The following is a 23023-nucleotide window of genomic DNA, read 5'->3' on the forward strand; positions in this document are numbered from 1 at the left end:
CTTACTTCCATGATTGTAGTCGAGCACCTCAGTAAACATTTTGGTAAAACTGCTGCTGTTGATGATATTTCTTTTGAAGTAAAAGAAGGCGAAACGCTGGTGCTTTTAGGAACCAGCGGCTGCGGCAAAACTACTACGCTGAAGATGATCAACCGTCTAACCGAACCTTCTGGTGGCAGGATCAGTGTAAACGGCAAAGATGTTTTAGCACAAAACCCGGACCGGTTGCGAAGAGGGATTGGTTATGTTTTGCAGAATAACGGCCTGTTTCCACACTATTCTGTTGCCGAAACTATGGCTATCGTTCCAAAATTATTAAAATGGGGGCAGACAAAAATCAACGAGCGAACCAAAATCTTACTTGAAAAACTACATCTGCCAGAAAGCTATTTGTCGTTATATCCAAATGAATTAAGCGGCGGACAGCAGCAACGTGTCGGTTTAGCGCGCGCTTTAATGGCCGATCCTCCGGTTTTATTAATGGATGAAGCTTTTGGCGCTTTAGACCCTATTACACGCGCTTCCATCCGTAGAGAATTTAAAAACCTGGACGAGCTGAAACGCAAAACCATCGTGATGGTAACGCACGATGTACAGGAAGCTTTTGAAATGGCAGACCGGATTTGTTTAATGGACGCCGGAAAAATTAAACAAATTGGAACGCCGGCCGAATTGCTTTTTAATCCTGCCGATGCTTTTGTTGCTTCTTTTCTGGATGACCAGCGGTTGCAACTCGAACTGAAAACTGTTTCTTTAAATGATCTATGGGATGATGCTTCTTTTACCGGTGAAAAATCAGTGCCGGAAATTTCTGCAGCAAGCAGCATTTGGGAAGCTGTTTCCTTCCTTCAAAAAAACAATTTAAAGCAGGTTTGCATTCATCAACCTAAAACCAATAGCTGGAAACTGGTTAACGCAGAAGAGTTGATGCATGCTTTTTTTACCCATAAAAAATTCGGATCATGAACAATCAGCAGAGTTTATGGGATTTTATGCGCCAGGAACACGAAAAGCTGCTGACACAAACGCTGGAACATCTCGGTTTAACATTTATTTCTTTGCTGCTCGCTATTGTAATTGGTTTGCCGCTCGGAATTTGGATTGCCAGGAAAAAGCAATTTGCAGGAAGCGTATTGGGTTTTGCCGGCGTTTTACAAACTATTCCAAGTATTGCATTACTTGGTTTCATGATCCCGCTGCTTGGTATTGGGCCAAAACCAGCCATTGTTGCTTTGTTTTTATATGCCTTGCTGCCCATTATCCGCAATACTTTTACCGGCATAAACGAAGTAAATGCAACGGTAAAAGAAGCAGCGCGCGGAATGGGCATGAGTAACTGGCAGGTTCTTTTTAAGGTAGAATTGCCCCTGGCGATGCCGGTTTTATTGGCCGGGATCCGTACGGCAACCGTAATTAATGTTGGCGTGGCAACTTTAGCTGCTTTTATTGCTGCCGGCGGTTTAGGCGAATTTATCTTTGGCGGCATTTCTCTCAACAATACCAACATGATTTTAGCCGGAGCAATTCCGGCAGCTTTGTTAGCCATTATTTTAGATTTTTTGCTGTCGCGGATACAGCATCTCAGCATCAAAAAAATGAAGGTTTTTCTGTGGCTGGTCCCGGCAGGCATGCTTCTTTTATCGTCCTTTTATTTTGTTCCGATAACCGGTAAAAGCAAATTATTAGCTGGTTTTACGCCGGAATTTATGGGCAGAAGAGATGGCGATTTAGGTTTACGGGAGGTTTATGGACTGAAAATTAAAACGGTGGTGATTAGCGATGCAATAATGTATAAAGCAGTTTATGAGAAGCATTTGGATGTCATCAGCGGTTATAGTACCGACGGGCGTTTAAAAGCGTTTGGTTTAACGATCTTAGAAGATGATAAACATATTTTTCCGCCTTATTATTGTGCGCCGGTTGTACGGAAAGATGCGCTGCAAAAATTTCCGGAACTGGAAAAAACCTTAAATTTATTATCAGGAACAATTAGCGATTCCGTAATGACGGATTTGAATTATAAAGTGGATTACCTCAAGCAATCGCCAGAAAAAACAGCCCGTGATTTTCTGGTGCAGAAAAAGCTCTTCCGCCCGGCAAATAACGGAAATAACGGAACTGTCCGTATCGGCTCCAAAATATTTGGAGAACAGTACATTTTAGCAGCGATGTATGCCGATTTGATAAAAGGTTATACGGATTATGCTGTTTCTACGAAAACAGGTTTAGGCGGCACAAAAATATGTTTTGATGCACTTACCAATAACCAAATCGATTTTTATCCTGAATACACAGGGACCGGTTTGCTGGTAATTTTGCAGGCCCCGCAAAAAGTAACAGATTCTATCGGCAGCAGCAAACTCAAAGTATATGATTTTGTTAAAAAGAAGTTTGAACAGCAATTTGCATTAGAATGGCTAAACCCTATCGGTTTTAATAACGCTTATGCGCTGATGATGAGAAGTAAACAGGCCAAAGCGTTGCATTTAAAAAATATTTCCGATCTGAAAACATATCTCGAAAAAGAGTAAAAATGAATTTATTACAAGTTTATGAAGCCGTTCGGCAACGATCAGAACAGATTTGCCAGCCCCTGCAAACGGAAGATTATGTTGTTCAGCCTATTCCTGATGTTAGTCCGCCGAAATGGCATTTAGGCCATACAAGTTGGTTTTTTGAAACTTTTATTCTCAAACCAAATATTATCGGTTACAAAGAGTTTAACCCAGAATACAATTACGTTTTCAACAGCTATTACGAAGCGGTTGGCGCACGGGTGATCCGTACCAATCGCGGCAATTTAAGCCGCCCAACCGTACAGGACGTTTATGCGTACCGGGATTATGTAGATACAGCAATGGAAGGCTTGCTTTCAGGGCCTGTTTCTGCAGAATTACAGGAATTATTAACCTTGGGTTTTTATCACGAAGAACAGCATCAGGAATTATTGTGGACGGATATTAAGTATATTCTTGGCCATAACCCGCTTTTTCCGGCTTATGCAGAACATTTTCCGCAAGGAGAAAAGCTTACTGGTGATACTGTTTTTATCCCTGTAAAATCTGGATTGTACCATATTGGCCATGAAGGCGAAGGTTTTTATTTTGATAACGAACTGGGCCGCCATACTGTTTTTCTGCATGATTTTGCGATCAGCAGTTCACCGGTTACCAATGCAGAATATTTAGAATTTATGGAGGACGGCGGTTACCAAAACTTTCGTTTCTGGCATGCAGAAGCCTGGGATTGGGTAAAAAACAACCAAATAAAAGCGCCGCTTTACTGGTATCAAATCCATAACCAATGGTTTAATTATACTTTAGGCGGATTAAAGCTTGTTGATGCAGCCGAACCAGTTTGCCACGTTAGTTTTTACGAAGCTGCTGCTTTTGCAAGCTGGAAAGGTTTACGCCTGCCAACAGAGTTTGAATGGGAGGTTGCTGCTAAAAACTTTAACTGGGGCCGCCGCTGGGAGTGGACAAACAGCGCTTATTTGCCTTATCCCGGTTTTATTACCGCTCCGGGCGCTATCGGCGAGTACAACGGCAAATTCATGGTGAACCAGATGGTACTGCGCGGTGCTTCTGATGTTACTTCTCCAAATCATAGTCGTTGCACTTACCGCAATTTTTTTCACCCGCATTTGCGCTGGCAATATACCGGCATCCGTTTAGCCCGATAAAATCAATCAACATCAATTCCCTTACCACCTTATGCCAACTCAATTAACGGCCGAAATCAATCAAAGCAGTACATTTTTACAAGATGTATTGGCTGGGTTAACCTCTTCTCCCAAAAAACTTCAATCTAAGTATTTTTACGATGCGGCAGGAGATATTTTGTTCCAGGAGATCATGAACTGCCCGGAATATTACCTCACCAACTGCGAAATGGAAATATTTTCTGAACAAACCGCAGGATTGGCAGAAGTGGTTTTAAACGGGTTTAGGGAATTTGACCTGATCGAATTAGGCGCTGGTGATGCAACCAAATCCACCCATCTGCTCAGGCATTTGCTCGAAATTAAGGCTGATTTTACTTATCTCCCTATCGATATTTCATCGCATGTGATTGAAGAACTGGAACAAACGCTTCCGGCAAAACTTCCCGGCTTAAAACTGCAGGGTTTGAATGGTGATTATTTTGATATGCTAAAAGAAGCACGCGTAATGTCTGACAGGCCGAAAGTGGTTTTACTTATGGGTTCGAACATCGGAAATATGCCGGTAAAAGAAGCCTATATGTTTTGTGCAGCTTTACGCCAACAGCTTTCGCCCGGGGACCTGGCTTTAATTGGTTTCGACCTGAAAAAAAATCCGAAAACAATTTTAGCTGCTTATGACGATGCGGCGGGAATCACTAAAAATTTCAACCTCAATTTATTAAAAAGGATCAATAATGAATTGAATGTCAACTTCAAATTAAATCAGTTTGATCATTACGCCACTTATGATCCTGAAAGCGGTTCCTGTAAAAGTTATCTGATCAGTTTAGTAAAACAGGAAGTTCAAATCGGAGAATCAGAATTAATTCAGTTTGAAGAAAACGAGTTTATCGATATGGAAATCTCGCAGAAATACACGTTACAGCAAACAGACGATATGGCCCTAAATGCAGGATTTGAACCGGTAAAGCATTTTTTCGACAGTAAAAACTGGTTTGTTGATGTGGTTTGGAAGGCTGTATAAGCAAATTTTTTGCCGGTAAAACAAGCATCAGTTTATACCGTTTTCACTAAAAACAAAGCGATTTGTATGAAAACCTACGCTACCTCCAGCCGCAATTTCCTCCGTCAACTATTTCTGCATTGATGCTTAATGCCAGTACTTTTAGCTGCTTAACCCGAACTTATGTTTCTTTAATAATAGGTTTTTAACAATAGGGTTGAACATTATATCTTTCTTCTCCTGCTTGTCTTTTATTCTGAAGGCATAATAATCGTTCAATTTTAATAGGATTATACCGTATTAGGTATTTGAAATAATGATCTCTAAAACCCTATAGAGGTTTAATTATCACTGTAAAACTTAATTTTAATATTTTCATAAAGCGTATTAAGATTTTTGTAATGTGCTTATTTTCAAATAATTGTGAATTTTATTTTGTTTTATTGATACTTATTTTAATAATTTTGACAACACTTAATATTGTTGCCTCTCCGGTAAATAAGATTAGGCAAAACCAATTTAAACAACATGTATAAACCTATTTGCTATCCTACAGCCTATGGCTAATGTAGCTTTTATCTATCAGTATTAATTAGCAGAAAACCAACTGCAAACTTTAAACCTATGTAAGTATTTAAAAAATTAATGTTATGAGAAAAAAGTTTACTTTATTTATTCTTTTGCTTTTTGTATGCTATTCAATGACAATGGCACAAACAAACACCATCAAAGGTAAAGTTACTGACAATACCGGGCAGACACTTCCGGGGGTAACTGTAAAAGCAAACGGAACTACGAACACAGCAGTTACCGATGTAAATGGTAACTATACCATCAAGGTACCCCCTAATGCTACCTTAGCCTTTTCATACGTAGGTTTTGCTACACAAAACGTACCGGTTGGCAGTCAGGATATTATTAACGTAACGCTTACCACAAGCCCTAATAACCTAAACGAAGTAGTGGTAGTAGGTTATGGCACCCAAAAGAAAAGCCTGGTAACAGGCTCTATTTCAAGTGTTACTGCTCAAGATCTGGAAAACCAACCCATTAACCGTGTAGAGCAGGCTTTGCAAGGCCGCACTTCAGGTTTAATGATCCAGCAAAATTCTGGCCAGCCCGGTTCTGCTTCAACTGTACGTATCCGCGGTGTAAGTACTTTTTCAAACACAGGTAGCAATGATCCTCTATGGGTAATAGACGGTGCAATTGTAGATAACGGTGGTATTGGTTTTTTAAATGAAAATGACATTCAGTCAATCGAAGTACTAAAAGATGCTGCTTCAACGGCTATATACGGTACTCGCGCTGCTAACGGTGTTATCCTCGTTACCACTAAAAAAGGTAAGGCTGGCCCAATCAGAGTAAATTACAATGGCTTTTACGGAACATCTGCGCCGGCACATAAATTAGACTTGTTGAATGCACAACAGTATATAATGATTAGAAATGAATCTGCCATTAATGCAGGTAAAGCAGCACCATTTACCAATCCTTCTGCTTATGGTAACGGTACCGACTGGCAATCATTAATTTTTAATAATGATGCCCGCAGACAGGAGCATAATGTAAGCATTAGTGGAGGAAGTGATAGATCTACCTTCTTCTCATCATTTGGTTACATTACTCAGGATGGTATTGTTGCTTCTGCAATTTCTAAATGGAACCGTGCAAATATCCGTTTAAATTCAACCTACAACATCACAAAATTTATTACTATAGGAGAAAATTTAGGTTATAGTCACTCTGTATCCAGCAGTCTTGGTAATACTAATAGTGAATTTGGCGGTCCGCTTTCTGATGCGATTAACCTTGACCCGCTTACACCTGCTGTTGAAACTGATCCTGCAAAAATTGCAGCTTCTCCTTATTCGACTCAACCTACTGCTGTCAAAAACAGCGACGGCTTACCTTATGGTATATCAAATCAGGTGGGCCAGGAAATTGTAAACCCATTAGCCTACATTCAAAACAGAGTTGGTAATTATAACTGGGACCATAATATTGTAGGTAACGTATATGCAACTATTGAGCCAATTAAAAACTTAAAATTTAATTCGAATTTAAGTACCAAAATGGCTTTCTATGGTACAGAATCATATTCTCCGCTCTACTACCTCAATTCCTCTAATATTGGTACAAGAACCAACGCTCATCGGGAAATGAACCAAACACTTAATCATAATTTTGAAAACACTTTAAGCTATAACAGAAGCTTTGGTAAACATACTGCAAGTGTTTTATTGGGTGAGGGTAGTTATTTGGATAATAACACCAGAGGTACAACAATAGATTTTTATAATGTTATAGCCCAAGATTTTTACCAGCAAAACTTTAACTACAAGCCCGTTGCCGGTGACATTGTAGGCGGCGCATATGATAATACTCTCCATAAGTTGAATTCCTTATTTGCGCGCCTTGATTATAACTATGATGAAAAATACCTGCTAACCGGAAATATACGACGAGATGGCTCTTCAAGGTTTGGCGACAATTATAAATATGGTACATTTCCTGGTTTGTCTATAGGTTGGGTGCCAACACGTGAAGCTTTCTTTCCTAAAACTAATGCTATCAACAACCTTAAAATAAGGGCAACTTATGGTGTTGTAGGTAATGATGCCATTGGTGATTTTCAATATGTTTCTACAGTTGGCAGTGGTCGTAACTATACCTTCGGGACTAATGACGCGAGTACTATTGGCTGGAGCCCTAACGCACCGTCTAATCCTAGCCTACATTGGGAACAAACTAAATCAACAGATATAGGTTTTGATGCCATTTTGCTTAATGATTTTACCTTGACTGTTAATTTTTATCATAAGAAAACAGATGGAATTTTATACCAGCCCCCGATACCCGGATATTTGGGATATGCTGCCGCTCCATATAGAAACTTAGGTAGTATGGAAAACAAGGGTATGGAATATGAATTAGGCTATCACAAGAAAATTGGTGAGTTTGATTTAGGCATCAATGCTAATGCAACATTTAATAAAACTACTGTGCTTAGCATTGCACCCGGTCAGAATTTCGTTGAAAACCAGGCAGCTACTTTTCAAAATCTTGGAAATATCACCCGGTCAACCGTTGGTGGCCCATATAATGCATTCTACGGTTATACCATGTTAGGAATTTTCCAAACCCAAGCCGAAGTTGATAGCTATACTTTAAATGGTACCAAAATACAACCTAATGCAAAGCCGGGTGACGTAAAATTTGCCGACTTAAATAAAGATGGTAAAATTACAGCTGATGACAGGTCTAACATAGGGAATCCATACCCCAAATTAACGTATGGTCTAACATTTAGTTTAAAGTACAAAAACTTTGATTTGGTTGCTTTTGGTAACGGACAGGGAGGAAGCCAGATTTTCCAGGGATTACACCGTTTAGATATAACCAATGCAAATTATTCAACTTCTATTTTAGATCGATGGACACCAAGCAATCCATCTAATACAATGCCAAGGGTTAATGACAATGACCCGAATAGGAATTATCTAAACTTTAGTAAATTATACCTGGAAAGCGGTAACTTTTTCAGGCTGAAAACTTTGCAGGTAGGTTATACTTTCCCTAAAGCTATATCAGGTAAAGTAGGTTTGAACACTTTACGTGTATTTGTATTAAGTGAGAATTTAGCTACAATAACCAAATATGACGGGTATGATCCTGAAGCTGGAGGTAATGTTTTCGGTATTGACAGGGGGGTGTACCCTCAGGCACGTTCGTTTATGTTGGGCTTAAATGTTGGATTTTAATTAAAAAAATTAAAGATGAGAAGAAAAATTACTTTTGTAGTTGTGTTAGCCACTGGCATACAGCTACTTGGGGCTTGTAAAAAAGACTTGAATGTAAATCCGCAACAACGGGTTTTAGAAACAGACTTTTATGCAACCCCTACTCAGGCATATCAATCATTAGTTTCTGTTTATGATATAGTTGGTAATCAATCAAGCGGTTACATGCTTAAAACTGCTATTATGAACGTAGCCAGTGATGACCATTGGGCGGGAGGTGCATCAGCATCAGACCTTGGCGATTTGCAATCAGTGGCTACGTACACTATGACTCCTTCATCTCAAAATGGAGCAGCCGGGCATCTATGGAATAAGGGTTTTACAGGTGTTTACAGGGCCGATGTGTTTTTAGCAAAAATTGGTAACATAGCGGGTTTGGACGACGCTACCAAAAACAGATATATTGCAGAAGCAAAATTCTTACGAGCTTATTTTTACTTTGATCTGGTTCGTTTCTTTAGGGCTGTGCCATTGATGTTAACACCTACTAGCCCTGATGATATGTATAATATTGTTCAAGCTAATCCAGATAATGTATATGCACAAATCCTCAAAGACCTGACTGAAGCTCTTCCTAACCTTCCGGTTACCGTTCCGATAGCTACAGAAGGCGGACGTGTTACCCAAGGTACCGCACATGCTTTACTGGGCAGGATTTATATGTGGCAAAAAAAATACGCTCAAGCTGCTACAGAACTTGCTGAGGTTAATGGTACTGCACCTGGTGTTTCGCCAAGTAAATATGGTTATCAATTAATGAAAAACTTTAAAGACTTGTGGAGCCCTAAGAACAAATTTAACAGCGAATCTGTGTTTGAAGTAGTTTTTAACTCTACATCTCAGGGTGGCTGGAATAGCATAGGTTCGACTGAGGGAAATATTGAATGTATATTGGTGGGGCCCAGGAGCTATACTACAAAAACTGCTAATGCTCCTGATTATGTTTCCGGATGGAGCGGCCAACCTTATACAGACGAGTTTTTTAACCTGATACATAATGATCCGCGTAAAAATGCTACTGTGGCAGATTTGGACAGCCTCGAAAAAAATAATATTGCTACTTATTTACATGCATATCAAAACACAGGGCACTTTATCGAGAAATTTGCAGGACGCGTTTCTACCAAAGCAGCAAATGGGCAATTGGAGCTTAATTTTCCGCTTGATATCTACGAAATTAGATTAGCTGATACTTATTTGCTTGAAGCAGAAGCATTATTACAAAATCAAGCAGGCGTAGGTGCAGGCACACGTGCATATCAGCTTTTAAATGCTGTAAGGGCACGTGTAGGATTGGAGCCGGTTGCAGTAACCATGGATAATATCATGAAGGAAAGACGCCTTGAACTTGCAGGCGAAGGCCAACGCTGGTTAGATCTTGTACGCTGGGGCATTGCCGGTACTGCATTAAAAAGTAAAGGCTTTGTAACAGGTAAAAATGAAATATTTCCTATTCCGATTGCTGAAACTTATAATACTAAAATTGAACAAACCAAAGAGTGGGGTGGTAGTAAATAATATCAAAGCCTGCTTTGTTAATTGTTAGTATAAATGAAGTTGTTTAAACTTTTTTTCTGGCCCTCTTTTTTTAAGGTCGATGCTTCTTTTATCACCTAAAAATGCTGGTCATTGTTTTTTTTATCGATTAAGTGTAAACACCAATTTTTATTTGATAAATCACTACCTGACCTATAAGGTTTTCAAAACCTTATAGGTCAGGTAGTCAATACAAACACCATTTTTACCTGGTAAAAGAAGCATGCATACCAAACCTGAGCATGCCGAAGGATTAAATTTAAATTGGTACGAAAAGTTTAAACAAACTCAATAACACATTATAAAACAGAAAGTGATAACAACAATTTCTGTTTTACGCTTTTACCCATACTAATGAAAAGTAAAACCGGCAAAATTCTTATTTTTTCCAGTGCCCTTGTTTTCATATTTGCAATGTTTTTATCACATTGTATATTTAATAACCATGGTTATGGTGATATAAGAGGTGAAGCTTATGCTGATCAAAAATCGTGTACAAAATGCCATAAAGATATTTATCAGTCTTACCTGCAAACCGGGCATTATCATACATCAACGCCTATTACAGATAATAAGTTACAAAATGATATTCGCCCGGATACTAATGTATTTATCTATAATGACAGCTTACAGATCAGGATAGAGAAACTAAAAACGGGTTTATATCAGACAGCGTATTTTAAAAACAAGCTTAAAGTGAGGCAAGAGCGGTTTGACATAGCTTTTGGTTCTGCCGAAAGGGCGCAAAGTTACGGATATTGGAAAGGGGAGAGTTTATACGAACTGCCTTTATCTTATTTTAGCGATATACATAACTGGGCCATCAGTCCTGGCTTTCCGGCTAACTTAGTCTATTATAACAGGGCAATTGTAACCAGGTGCCTGGAATGTCATGCATCATTTGCTGAAAGTCATTATATAAAGGGCAAGTCAGCTTTAACGGTAAGTGAAGCATTTAACAAAAACTCAATAGTTTATGGTATAGATTGCCAGCGGTGTCATGGCCCGGCAGCAGAGCATGTAAATTATCATCTTGATAATCCTGAGGATAAGCATGCAAGGTTCATTAAAACTTATCAATCATTAACCCGACAGGGTAAGGTGGAAATGTGCGCTGTATGCCATTCGGGCAACGACCAAAAGATAGAAAGATCAACTTTTTTATATAAGCCTGGTGATACGCTTTCCAGATTTATTGAACCTGATTTTGGAGGAGAAATACATGAACCAGATGTTCATGGGAACCAGGCAAAGTTGTTAGCAAGGAGTAAATGTTATGCAAGCAATGTAACGATGACTTGTACCACATGCCATAATAGCCATACTAAAGAAAGCAATAATCTTAATGCATATAATGCAAAATGTTTTACATGCCACAATATCGAAACGCATAATTTTTGTAAAATGGCCCCTCAATTAGGTAATACAATTAATACTAAATGCATTGATTGCCACATGCCTGCAATCTCATCCAAAATAATTTCTTATAAAATAGCTGGAGCCACAAAAGCCTCCTCTTACCAATTGCATACGCATCAAATAGCAGTTTATCCACAAAAAACGCAGGAGATACTGCAAATGATAAAAAAAATTCAGTAAAAACATGCTTACAAAAATTAAATCAATAATAATAATAGGACTTGCAAGTGCAGGAATTGTAAGCGGAGGGGTTATGAGTTGTAAGAAGGAAAAACCAGGATTAGGCACAATTGAAACTCCACCTGTTCAGCCGGTAACATCTGTTAAAACCGATGTTACCATGTGGTTAACATCGGTAGATGAAGCTGCCTATTTAAAAAAGCAGAATATTAGTTTAATGTTTACCAGTAGCACCAATCAAAATGCAACTATTGAGGTAGATACTACCCAAACCTATCAGCCTATTGATGGATTTGGCTTTACGCTTACAGGCGGTAGTGCAACGTTAATAAATAACTTACCTATTGTGCAAAAAGACGATTTACTAAAAGAACTTTTTTTAACAGATGATACTAAAATTGGTATCAGCTACCTGCGTATTAGCCTCGGCGCTTCCGACTTGAGCGCTGCTCCCTTTACTTATGATGAAGTATTAGGTACTACAGATATAAACCTACAGAGCTTTAGTATTGACCAGGAGCGAACAGATATGATCCCTATCCTTAAAAAGATCATTGCATTAAATCCATCTATTAAAATATTGGCCTGTCCATGGACTGCACCAATTTGGATGAAAAGCAACAATGCCTTTAAAGGAGGTAGCTTGAAATCGGAATATTATGATGCTTATGCCCGCTATTTCATAAAGTACATTAATGCAATGAAAGCAGAAGGCATAACTATCGATGCCATAACACCACAAAACGAACCATTAAATGCTAATAATAACCCAAGTTTGGTGATGCAGGCATCAGAGCAGGCGGCATTTATAAAAAACTTTTTAGGCCCTCAATTTAAAGCGGCTAATATCACTACAAAAATTATTGCTTATGACCATAATGCAGATGTGCCCGATTATCCTGTAGCTGTACTAAGCGACCCTGCTGCTAAACCTTATGTAGATGGTTCGGCCTTTCATTTATATGCAGGAAATATTAGTGCATTATCAACGGTACATAATGCATTTCCAGACAAAAATATTTATTTTACAGAGCAATGGGTAGGCGCGCCGAGCAACTTTAACGGTGATTTGCAATGGCATATTAATAATCTGATTATTGGCGCTACCCGAAACTGGAGTCGTAATGTGCTGGAATGGAATTTAGCAGCCGATCCAAATTATGGCCCACATACCAGTGGTGGCTGCAGTACCTGTTTAGGTGCTTTAACCATTGCTGGCTCTTCTGTAACACGTAATGTGTCATATTATATTATTGCTCATGCCTCCAAATTTGTAAGGCCAGGTTCGGTACGGATAAGTTCCAATAACATTGATAAGCTTCAAAATGTAGCTTTTAAAACGCCTGATGGCAAAAAAGTGCTGATTGTATTAAACAGCGGCAGTAGTGCTCAAACTTTCAATATAAAATTCAACGGGAAAATAACTACGGCTAGCTTAAATAACGGAGCAGCTGCAACTTTTATATGGTAAAAACAGCATGAGAAAAAACTTCATATCATCGATATTAATTAGCTGTTCGTTTGTAACTGCTGCGCAACAAAAAACTGGCCAAGCCTCCGGTGGCCAGGTTAATGTTTATGTTACAGCACAAAATACTGATTTAAGGTTTTCCTCAACAGCAACCCTTAGACTTACGGATAAACCACAGCCTATTGAAACAGAGACAGCCATATTTGTAGATCCATCTAAAACTTTTCAGACAATGGTAGGAATAGGCGGTGCTTTAACAGATGCTGCAGCTGAAACTTTTTACAAATTGCCTGCAAGCAAGCAAAAGGAACTGCTTACTGCCTATTATGATAGAGACAAAGGTATTGGCTATACTTTTGCCCGGACCAATATCCAAAGCTGCGATTTTTCGAGTGATACATACAGCTATGTAGGCGATAACGACGCGGAATTAAAAACTTTCGACATCAGCCATGATAAAAAGTACAGAATTCCCTTTATAAAAGAAGCTCAAAAAGCAGCAGGAGGCAACTTAAACCTTTTTGTTTCCCCCTGGAGTCCGCCTGCATGGATGAAGAGTAATAATGATGTTTTGCATGGCGGTAAGCTGAAACCCGAATTCAGACAAAGCTGGGCGAGCTTCTATGTTAAATTTATCAAAACTTATGAGAAAGAAGGTATTCCTATTTGGGGGCTTTCGGTGCAAAATGAACCAATGGCTACGCAAAAATGGGAATCATGTATTTATACAGCCGAAGAAGAGCGTGATTTTGTAAAGAATTTTTTAGGGCCAACCTTACGTAAAGAAGGTTTAGGCAGCAAAAAGCTCATTATATGGGACCACAACCGCGATTTGCTATATCAACGCGCAAGTATAGTTTTAGAAGATGCAGATGCTGCACAATTTGTTTGGGGGATTGGCTTTCACTGGTATGAAACCTGGACAGGCGGCGGTATGCAATTTGAAAGTACTAAACGTGTAAGCGAAGCATTTCCAGGAAAAAACCTTGTTTTTACAGAAGGATGTATAGAAAAATTTGATTTTGAAAGGTTGAACGACTGGGCACTTGGAGAAAGATATGGCTTATCTATGATCAACGATTTTAACAGCGGAACGGTTGCCTGGACAGACTGGAACATACTGTTAGACGAAAAAGGCGGGCCAAATCACGTTGGTAATTTTTGTTTTGCCCCAATACATGCCAATACCAGAGATGGAAGTTTACATTATACCAACGAGTATTATTACATCGGCCATTTCTCTAAATATATTAAGCCAGGGGCAAGACGCATCATCAGTTCTGCCAGCAGGGATAAACTGTTAACTACCGCATATCTTAATCCGGATGGTAAAATTGTGGTAGTGGTTATGAATGCTACGGATGCCAGCGTACCCTATTCTTTATGGATTAAGGGTAAAGCAGCAGCCACAACCAGCCTTCCGCATTCTATAGCTACTTTAATAATTGATTAAGCGGGGATGAAACAAATTTTTTTAACATCAGCAATGCTGATCATGGTAAATGTATCTTTTGGACAAAAAAAAGGAACTGCTGATGTTTGGTTAACCAATGCTGACCAGTCTGCGTTATTTGAAAAACAAAAACAAGCCCTGGTTTTTAAAAAAGCCACCAGTCAAGATTCTGTAATTGAGGTGAACGATCAAAAATCCTATCAGTCTATTGATGGTTTTGGCTTTGCTTTAACCGGTGGCAGCGCCCAATTAATGATGAAAATGACATCAGCTAATAGGGCGGCTTTAATCAAGGAGCTGTTTGCTACTAACGATAAAAATATAGGAATCAGTTACCTGCGTATAAGTGTCGGTGCTTCTGATTTAAATGAGTTTGTTTTCTCATACGATGATTTGCCGGATGGGCAAACAGATATGAGCTTATCTAAATTTAATTTATCACAAGACAAAACAGATGTGGTTCCGGTGCTAAAAGAAGTTTTAGCTATTAATCCAAAGATTAAAATACTTGCCTCACCCTGGTCTGCACCGGCTTGGATGAAAACCAATAATGATACCCGCGGCGGGAGTTTAAAACCAGAGTGTTTTGACGTTTATGCCCGTTATTTAGTTAAATACATTCAAGCCATGAAAGCTGAGGGTATAACCATTGATGCTATTACAGTACAAAACGAGCCATTGCACCCTGGCAATAACCCAAGTATGTTAATGATAGCCCCTGACCAGGCTAATTTTGTAAAGACAAATTTAGGCCCTGCGTTTAAGGCTGCCCATATCACTACTAAGATCATTATTTACGATCATAATGCCGACAGGCCCGATTATCCCATTTCCATCCTGAATGATGCTGAAGCTAAAAAATATATTGATGGTTCAGCATTTCACTTATACGCAGGTAAAATTGAAGCTTTATCTGAAGTACATGAGGCCCATCCTGACAAAAACCTGTACTTCACAGAGCAGTGGATGGGTGCGCCTGGAAATTTTAAAAGAGATATTGCAGATCACATTACTAAATTAACCATAGGTGCTACCCGAAATTGGAGCCGAAGTGTTATAGAATGGAACCTGGCTGCTGATCCTAACAATAACCCTCATACGGATAGGGGCGGATGTAACAGATGCATGGGAGGTATTACCATTGATCAGGATAGCATAACTCGTAATCCTGCTTACTATGTTGTAGCCCATGCCGCTAAATTTGTAAGGCCTGGTTCTGTTCGTATAAGTTCAAGCTTAGTAGGCTCACTTCATAATGTGGCTTTTAAAACCCCCGACAATAAAATTGTGCTTATCGTAATTAACAATAGTCCTGGTATTCAAAAATTTAATATCAGGTACAAAGGTTGTAAAGCTAACACTCAGTTAAACAGCGGTTCTGTTGCTACTTTTGTTTGGGATAATTAGAGAAGATAAATTAAATAAAAAGCATGTTAAAATTATGTTCATGAATTTACGTGCTTCTTTTATCCTATAAAAATAGTGTTATAAAAGTTATATGCGGAAGTTGTGTCAATGGTAATTTGTAGTGATAAAAGAAGCATTTAAAAAAGATCGGCAGCGAAAGGATTTTCAAATATTAAACTAAACAAGCTATTATAATTCTTCCTAAATCTACTTAAATGATGCATCAACAAATTATTGTTCATAGCAAAAATATCATAATTTCCTTAATCCTATTGTTGTCAGTTCCTGCTTATAGTCAGGGATTTTTAAAAGCAAACGGCAGACTAATTGTAGATAGCAAAGGGAATAAAGTTATTTTAAGAGGAATGGGTTTGGGTGGATGGATGTTGCAGGAAGGTTATATGTTTCGTTTGGCCAACATGGGCCAGCAATACAAAATAAAATCATGTATAGAAGAAGTTGCCGGCCCGGAATATGCAAGCAAATTTTATGAAAGCTGGCTAACTAACCACACTCGTAAAATTGATGTTGATTCTATGGCTGCTTGGGGTTTTAATTCTATTAGGCTGCCTATGCATTACCAGTTATTTACGCTTCCGGTTGATCTGGAACCTGTTGCCGGCCAAAATACCTGGCTCGAAAAAGGATTTACCTTAACAGACAGTCTTTTAAAATGGTGCAAAGCAAATAAGATGTATCTGATATTGGATTTACATGCTGCTCCCGGAGGTCAGGGAAATGATTTACCTATTTCAGATCGTGACCCCAGTAAACCCTCTCTTTGGGAAAGTAAAGCAAATCAGCAAAAAATGATTGCTTTGTGGAAAAAACTAGCTCAGCGTTATGCGAATGAACCCGCTATTGCTGGCTATGATATTATCAATGAGCCCAACTGGGGATTTGAAAAACCGGAGGATAAAAGAGGAACTGAAGAAACAAAGAATGAACCTCTGAGACAATTGATGATGGATATTACTAAGGCTATCCGTGAAGTTGATAAAAACCATATTGTGATTATTGAAGGTAATGGCTTTGGTAATAATTATCGGGGTATTTTCCCGCTTTGGGACCAGAACATGGTTTTGAGTTTTCATAAGTATGGCAATTTTAACAATCCAAGTGCTATACAGAATTTTTTGAATCTGAGCCAGCAATATCAAGTACCGCTTTGGATGGGTGAATCTGGCGAAAACTCTAATACTTGGTTTACAGAAGCTATCCGTTTAGCAGAAAGCAATAACATTGGTTGGTGCTGGTGGCAGTTGAAAAAAATCGGCATTAATAATCCTCTTGAAATCAAATTGACACCATCTTATCAAAAATTATTGGATTACTGGAACGGAAAAAGTTCAAAACTACCAAAAAATCAGGCGATTGCAGCTCTTGATGAATTTTTAGACAATATCAAATTAGAAAATACAATTTATCATAAGGATGTTACGGATGCGATGTTCAGGCAAATTAATACTCAAGCAACTTTGCCTTTTAATAGAAATATAATTGGAGGTAATACTACTATTAACGCCATTGATTATGATTTAGGAGGCCAGCGATCAGCTTATTTTGATAAGGATACTGCAAGCTACCAGTACACACCTGGGGTAAAAACAATAGGAAACCGTGGACATGCCTATCGTAATGATGGGGTTGATATTCAAGCTGATGATAATAATTACTATGTTTTTAGTATAGAAGATGGCGAATGGTTGCAATACACAATCAATGTAAATAGCAAGGGAACCTATACTGTTAGATTTATAGTATCATCTGATGCCGGAAAAGGAACATTTTCCTTAATCCTAAACAATAACCGATTGCCAGATAGTGTTGCTGTAACTGGTTCCAGGGGCGCTAAAAATTGGTCTACATTCGAATTAAAAAATATTAAACTGCCTAAAGGAAACAACAAAATAAGAGTTTATGCTGATGAAGGCGGATTTAATCTAAAGGCTATTACTTTTATTAAAAATTAGATTAACTATTAAACAAGGGATAGTTAATGTAGCATTTATAGAATGAAGGGCTTAATCAATGTTAAGGTGTTTTTTGTTTTCGGGTATTTCAAGAATTAATTTACTCCAACCCTGATTGCTGTTTTTCCTGCCTTTTGTTTTCTTTTCTTCCATTATTCTTTTTACTCGAATAGCGTATTGCCAGCAGGTGCTTTGCCGTATATCTAACCTTTCTGAAAGCTGGTAGGATGAGATAGTACCTTTAGTAGTGTACATTAAGTAAACCAGATAAAAAGCTTTATTGATTGGGATCCGGCTGTTTTGAAAAATGGTGTTAAACAATACTGATTCTTCATAATTGCAACTGGTACATCTCCGGCTGTATGGCGCTCGGCCATTTTTATAAATATAACTGCCGCATTTTATACAGCTAAAGCCATTCTTCCACTTAATTTCAGCTAAAAATTTATTACATTTTTCCTGATCGGTATATTTAGCGCTAAATTCTTCGAAAGAAAGCTCGGTCGATAGAATGCGTGCATCAGTAACCTTTTCAATATTACTTTTCAATTCAATGTTATCGTGCTCCAGCAAAATATTCATTCTGGATATATCAGCCGCTTGTAACTCTAGCTGTTTGTTAATAGCAATAAGCTCTTCATTTTGAGTTTCGATAATAACCGCCTGTTTCAATAATTCCTCTGATTTCTCGGTTACCTCTTTGGTACGCAGCCTTACCTTAACCTCTAATTCTTTATTTAAAGAGTCTTTTAATTTAATTGTTTCATCATGTGCTTCTTCCTTCTCTTTGCGTAGCAGGCGAATTTGATCTCCTATTGAAAAGGATAAAAAGGTCATTTCTAAAATAAAGCATCCGCTTAAACTATAGTTGGTAATAATGCCCGTTATAGCATGTGCATAACCCAAAACAGTGAGTGCTTTAATAACAAAACCTATAGTTAAAAACGTGTAGCCTAATACAAAAAACCGGGCTGGTTTAAAACCGTGGGCCCAAATAGTAATACCTGTTATAAAAGCAATGGAAAGCGGAATAAATTCGATGAACTTGTAATAAAACAAGCTATTGTCAAATACCAAGCAATAAATAAAATATACTGATCTGATTATAATAATGTAGTTTATAAGCTTATAAAGCTTTGGTGCTGTAACACGAACATGTAATAATGCTTTAGTAAATACTAAAGCAAAAAGGCTAACACTATATAGGGCAAATCCATAAGCATATTGGTTCCAATGAGGAGCGTTTGGCCAAACATATTGAAAAGCAATACCATCAATGCTCATTTCGTAAAGGCCAACACTTAGGATGTAAAGTACATAATAAAGGTACTGGCGTTTTTTAACCGCTATAAACATTAATAAATTATGGAAGCTGAAAATTAATATAATACCATAAAAAAGGCCATAAGTAAAATATTCTGTTAAAGCATAGTAAACAAAGTATTTCGTTTGTCTGTAAACCATAATGATGTTAACCGCATCTTTAGATTGTACCTTAAAATAACAGGCATATTCTCCTTTAGGTAGTTTACTGATCTGAAATTCAAAATTTTTGTGTTTATATAACCTATTATCAAAATTAAAGTTAGATCCTGTTTTACTTTCAATGTAATGACCATTGAAATCGGGCAGGTACGCAGTGATACTATTGGTTGTTTGATCAAAAAACTCAATTATCGATGCCTGATCTGGTATGTCTTCAGTAAATTTAAATTTTATCCTATACCAACAGGTGGTATTAGAAAGATGTTTAGGATAGTAGCCGGTATATAATTTAAATCGGCTGCTATACAAATTGCTTTTTACATCAATTATGGACAGCTTGTTCTGGTTGTCAGCCAAAAATTCAATTTCCTGTCCAGTGAAAAAATGTTGTTTAACCTGGCTGTTTATTGAAACCGCTTTTTGAGCCAGTACATTTTGTACCAGTACATATAACAGGAAAATAAGACCAGTACTGATCTTTTTAATCATTATCAAAGGTTTAAATGAGGTTAACTGCTAAATTGGTTTACAAGGGTAACGCCTTGCAGAAGCAAGGCTAAAAATAGTAATAACTACCTAAATATTATATAAAGTGCAATCTGTTTTTAATAAGTTTTGACTAAAACCGCTCTCTATAAAAGTAAAGGAATGAATACCAAGATTATATTTGGTAACAGAACATGCAAACTTCCTGATAAAAATCTCAAACGAAACTTTTTTACTGGATTTAACCGTATTGCTTGTTCCTTGCTGATATATTAAAAATCTTTTTATAACCTTAATTATCAATATTAATCCATTTTTTACTGTTTTCATTAAACGTATTAAATAATTACCAAAGTATTAATTGTCAATGTTTTAAATAAGAATAATTTGTTTTATTGAAATGAAATTTAATAATTTTGGCTTCGCTTGATGCTGGTTAAAATTTAAAAAACCAAGTACCCATTTAAAAAACTATTATCATTACTCAACAGGTTGTATCATCTATAATGATACTTCTTTTAATATGGTAATTTATGTGTTTATGTCAATAATAAAAGTATATAAAGATTAATGCGATAAAAGAAGTAGGTTAAAGCATAGCTATTTCCTTAGTAGCTTTAACGAGCTTATATAAATTATGATAAAAATAAACAGGTTATTGATAGCTTTTAGTTTATGTGCTTTTGTCCAGGCCGCATCGGCACAAAACAAAAGCATCTATCAAAAGGGCTGGATAGATTTTAACAAGAACGGTAAAAAAGATGTATTTGAAGACCCGGCAGAACCAGTAGAAAAACGTGTGGCAGATTTGTTATCGCAAATGACCTTAGAAGAAAAAACCTGTCAGACGGCAACGCTTTACGGTTATAAACGCGTTTTAAAAGAGGAAATGCCAGCGCCGTCCTGGAAAAATGAAGTCTGGAAGGACGGCATTGCCAATATTGATGAAGAGCTGAATAACCTTGCTTCTACAACAGATGATGCCCCAACGCAATACAGCTATCCGTACAGCAAACATGCGTCTGCCATCAATACCATACAGAAATGGTTTATAGAACAAACCCGCCTTGGTATCCCGGTTGATTTTACAAATGAAGGGATACACGGGCTGAACCACGACAGGGCAACTTCTTTACCTGCACCAATTGCAATCGGCAGTACCTGGAACAAAGCACTGGTCCGAAGGGCAGGCCAAACGGTTGGCCTTGAAGCAAAAGCATTAGGTTATACCAATATTTATGCGCCCATATTAGACCCTGCGCGCGACCAACGCTGGGGAAGGGTGGTAGAATGTTACGGGGAAGACCCTTTTCTGATTGGAGAACTGGGAACACAAATGGCACTAGGGATACAGGAGGAAGGCGTGGCTTCTACCCTGAAACATTTTGCTGTTTATAGCGTGCCAAAAGGCGGCCGGGATGGCAATGCCCGTACTGATCCACATGTAGCGCCGAGGGAAATGTACCAGCTTTACCTCTATCCATTTAAAAAGGTGATAAAAGAAGCACAGCCGATGGGCGTGATGAGCAGTTATAACGATTGGGACGGCATGCCGATAACGGGCAGCTATTTCTTTTTAACCGAACTGCTTCGCCAAAAATTTGGGTTTACAGGTTATGTGGTATCTGATAGTGAAGCTGTTGAATATCTTTATAGCAAACATCACGTAGCGGCTGACATAAAAGGTGCGGTAAAGCAAGCCATTGAAGCAGGCCTGAACGTGCGTACCAATTTTACCATGCCCCAAACTTATATCATGCCTTTAAGGGAACTGGTTAAAGAAGGCAGTGTAAACATGAAAACGCTGGATTCGCGTGTTGCCGATGTACTGCGTGTGAAGTTTAAATTGGGTTTGTTTGACCATCCTTATGTGCAAAACCCCGCTGCTGCCAATAAATTGGTGCATAATCAGACATCTACAGAAATGGCTTTACAAATGAACCGCGAAGCAATGGTATTGTTAAAAAATGACAACAATCTCCTTCCACTCAATAAAAGCAAGATAAAAAGAGTATTGGTTACTGGTCCGTTAGCTGCCGAAACCAATTATGCAACCAGCCGTTACGGCCCGTCACATAATCCGGTAACGAGTGTGCTGAAAGGGATCCAGGATTATTTAGGCAACAGTGCTTCGGTAACCTACGCGAAGGGCTGCGATATTATTGATGCCACCTGGCCGGAAAGCGAAATTATAGAAACACCGCTTACAGATAAAGAACAAGCAGAAATTAATAACGCGGTAAACCAGGCCAAAAATGTAGATGTAATTATTGCCGTAGTAGGCGAAGACGTTAAACGTGTTGGTGAGAGCTTGTCAAGAACGGGATTAAATTTACCAGGCCGGCAATTGAAATTGATACAGGCATTGCAGGCAACCGGTAAACCAGTTGTAATGGTGATGATTAACGGACAACCGCTAACCATCAATTGGGAAAACCGGTATGTGCCGGCAATTTTGGAAGCCTGGTTTCCCGGACCGGAGTCAGGAAAAGTTATTGCCGAAACTTTGTTTGGGGATAATAATCCTGGAGGAAAACTTTCTATCACCTTTCCAAAAACAACCGGACAAATAGAGCTGAATTTCCCATTTAAGCCTGCTTCTCAGGCAAACCAACCTACAAGCGGTCCAAATGGTTACGGAAAAACCAGTGTAAACGGTGCCTTGTACCCGTTCGGTTATGGATTGAGTTATACCACTTTTGAATATAGCAATTTAACTATTAGTCAGCCTGTTATTCGTAGTCAGGCAGATGTTACCGTTACCGTTGATGTTACCAATACCGGCAAAGTAAAAGGTGATGATGTGGTACAATTGTATTTAAAAGATGAAATAAGCAGTGTTACCACTTATGATTCTGATTTAAGAGGATTTGAACGTGTGCCACTTATGCCAGGAGAAAAGAAAACGGTTAAGTTCACACTTCATCCGGATGACCTCGCCTTGTTAGACAAGAACATGAACTGGACTGTTGAACCGGGAAAATTCCTGGTAATGATCGGCAGTTCATCCGAAGACATTAAATTAAAAGCAGAGTTTGAAGTGAAAGATTAAATAGGTGTAACGAAATCGACAAAATTCGAAGGTTATTCAACAGCTTTAAATCCAAGTTACCGTTTCCTTCATAAAATAGAAAGGGGAATAT

The 23023-nt window shown here is 38.3% G+C and carries 13 protein-coding genes; 12 read left to right on the forward strand and 1 reads right to left on the reverse strand.

Annotation, left to right across the window (positions count from 1 at the left end):
• Window positions 1–9 precede the first annotated feature (9 nt).
• From GO621_RS14810 to GO621_RS14860, 11 genes are all read left to right on the forward strand, one after another.
• Window positions 10–966 (forward strand): ABC transporter ATP-binding protein, encoded by a 957-nt coding sequence (locus tag GO621_RS14810; protein WP_157568405.1) that lies wholly within the window; start codon window positions 10–12, stop codon window positions 964–966.
• Window positions 963–2531 (forward strand): ABC transporter permease/substrate-binding protein, encoded by a 1569-nt coding sequence (locus GO621_RS14815; protein WP_157568407.1) that lies wholly within the window; start codon window positions 963–965, stop codon window positions 2529–2531. Before GO621_RS14810 ends, GO621_RS14815 begins: the two co-directional genes overlap by 4 nt.
• Window positions 2532–2533: 2 nt before the next feature.
• The gene (gene egtB, locus GO621_RS14820) at window positions 2534–3682 is read left to right on the forward strand and encodes an ergothioneine biosynthesis protein EgtB (RefSeq protein WP_157568409.1); all 1149 of its coding nucleotides are present in this window, start codon (window positions 2534–2536) and stop codon (window positions 3680–3682) included.
• 31 nt (window positions 3683–3713) lie between these two features.
• A complete protein-coding gene (locus GO621_RS14825) occupies window positions 3714–4688 on the forward strand; it encodes an L-histidine N(alpha)-methyltransferase (RefSeq protein ID WP_157568411.1) in 975 nt (324 codons plus the stop codon).
• 686 nt (window positions 4689–5374) lie between these two features.
• The gene (locus GO621_RS14830; RefSeq protein WP_198170266.1) at window positions 5375–8431 is read left to right on the forward strand and encodes a SusC/RagA family TonB-linked outer membrane protein; all 3057 of its coding nucleotides are present in this window, start codon (window positions 5375–5377) and stop codon (window positions 8429–8431) included.
• A 15-nt stretch (window positions 8432–8446) separates the two neighbouring features.
• On the forward strand, window positions 8447–9988 hold the full coding sequence (locus GO621_RS14835; RefSeq protein ID WP_157568415.1) for a RagB/SusD family nutrient uptake outer membrane protein: 1542 nt from the start codon (window positions 8447–8449) through the stop codon (window positions 9986–9988).
• Between the two features lie 432 nt (window positions 9989–10420).
• The gene (locus GO621_RS14840; protein WP_157568417.1) at window positions 10421–11605 is read left to right on the forward strand and encodes a multiheme c-type cytochrome; all 1185 of its coding nucleotides are present in this window, start codon (window positions 10421–10423) and stop codon (window positions 11603–11605) included.
• A gap of 4 nt (window positions 11606–11609) precedes the next feature.
• Window positions 11610–13076, forward strand: a complete 1467-nt coding sequence (locus tag GO621_RS14845) for a glycoside hydrolase family 30 protein (RefSeq protein ID WP_157568418.1) — start codon at window positions 11610–11612, stop codon at window positions 13074–13076.
• A 7-nt stretch (window positions 13077–13083) separates the two neighbouring features.
• Complete coding sequence (locus tag GO621_RS14850; RefSeq protein WP_157568420.1) at window positions 13084–14529, forward strand: glycoside hydrolase family 30 protein; 1446 nt, start codon at window positions 13084–13086, stop codon at window positions 14527–14529.
• 6 nt (window positions 14530–14535) lie between these two features.
• Window positions 14536–15936 (forward strand): glycoside hydrolase family 30 protein, encoded by a 1401-nt coding sequence (locus tag GO621_RS14855; protein WP_157568422.1) that lies wholly within the window; start codon window positions 14536–14538, stop codon window positions 15934–15936.
• A 215-nt stretch (window positions 15937–16151) separates the two neighbouring features.
• Window positions 16152–17909 carry a cellulase family glycosylhydrolase gene (locus tag GO621_RS14860; RefSeq protein ID WP_232335668.1) on the forward strand — a complete coding sequence of 586 codons (1758 nt, stop codon included), beginning with the start codon at window positions 16152–16154 and terminating at the stop codon, window positions 17907–17909.
• A 51-nt stretch (window positions 17910–17960) separates the two neighbouring features.
• On the opposite strand, the gene GO621_RS14865 is transcribed toward GO621_RS14860, so the two are convergent.
• A complete protein-coding gene (locus GO621_RS14865; RefSeq protein ID WP_157568424.1) occupies window positions 17961–19883 on the reverse strand; it encodes a 7TM diverse intracellular signaling domain-containing protein in 1923 nt (640 codons plus the stop codon).
• Window positions 19884–20517: 634 nt separating this feature from the next.
• On the opposite strand from GO621_RS14865, the gene GO621_RS14870 reads away from it, so the two are divergent.
• On the forward strand, window positions 20518–22932 hold the full coding sequence (locus tag GO621_RS14870; protein ID WP_157568426.1) for a glycoside hydrolase family 3 N-terminal domain-containing protein: 2415 nt from the start codon (window positions 20518–20520) through the stop codon (window positions 22930–22932).
• Window positions 22933–23023: the final 91 nt, after the last annotated feature.

This window comes from Mucilaginibacter arboris (genome assembly GCF_009754915.1).
GTDB classification, from domain to species: Bacteria; Bacteroidota; Bacteroidia; order Sphingobacteriales; family Sphingobacteriaceae; genus Mucilaginibacter_A; species Mucilaginibacter_A arboris.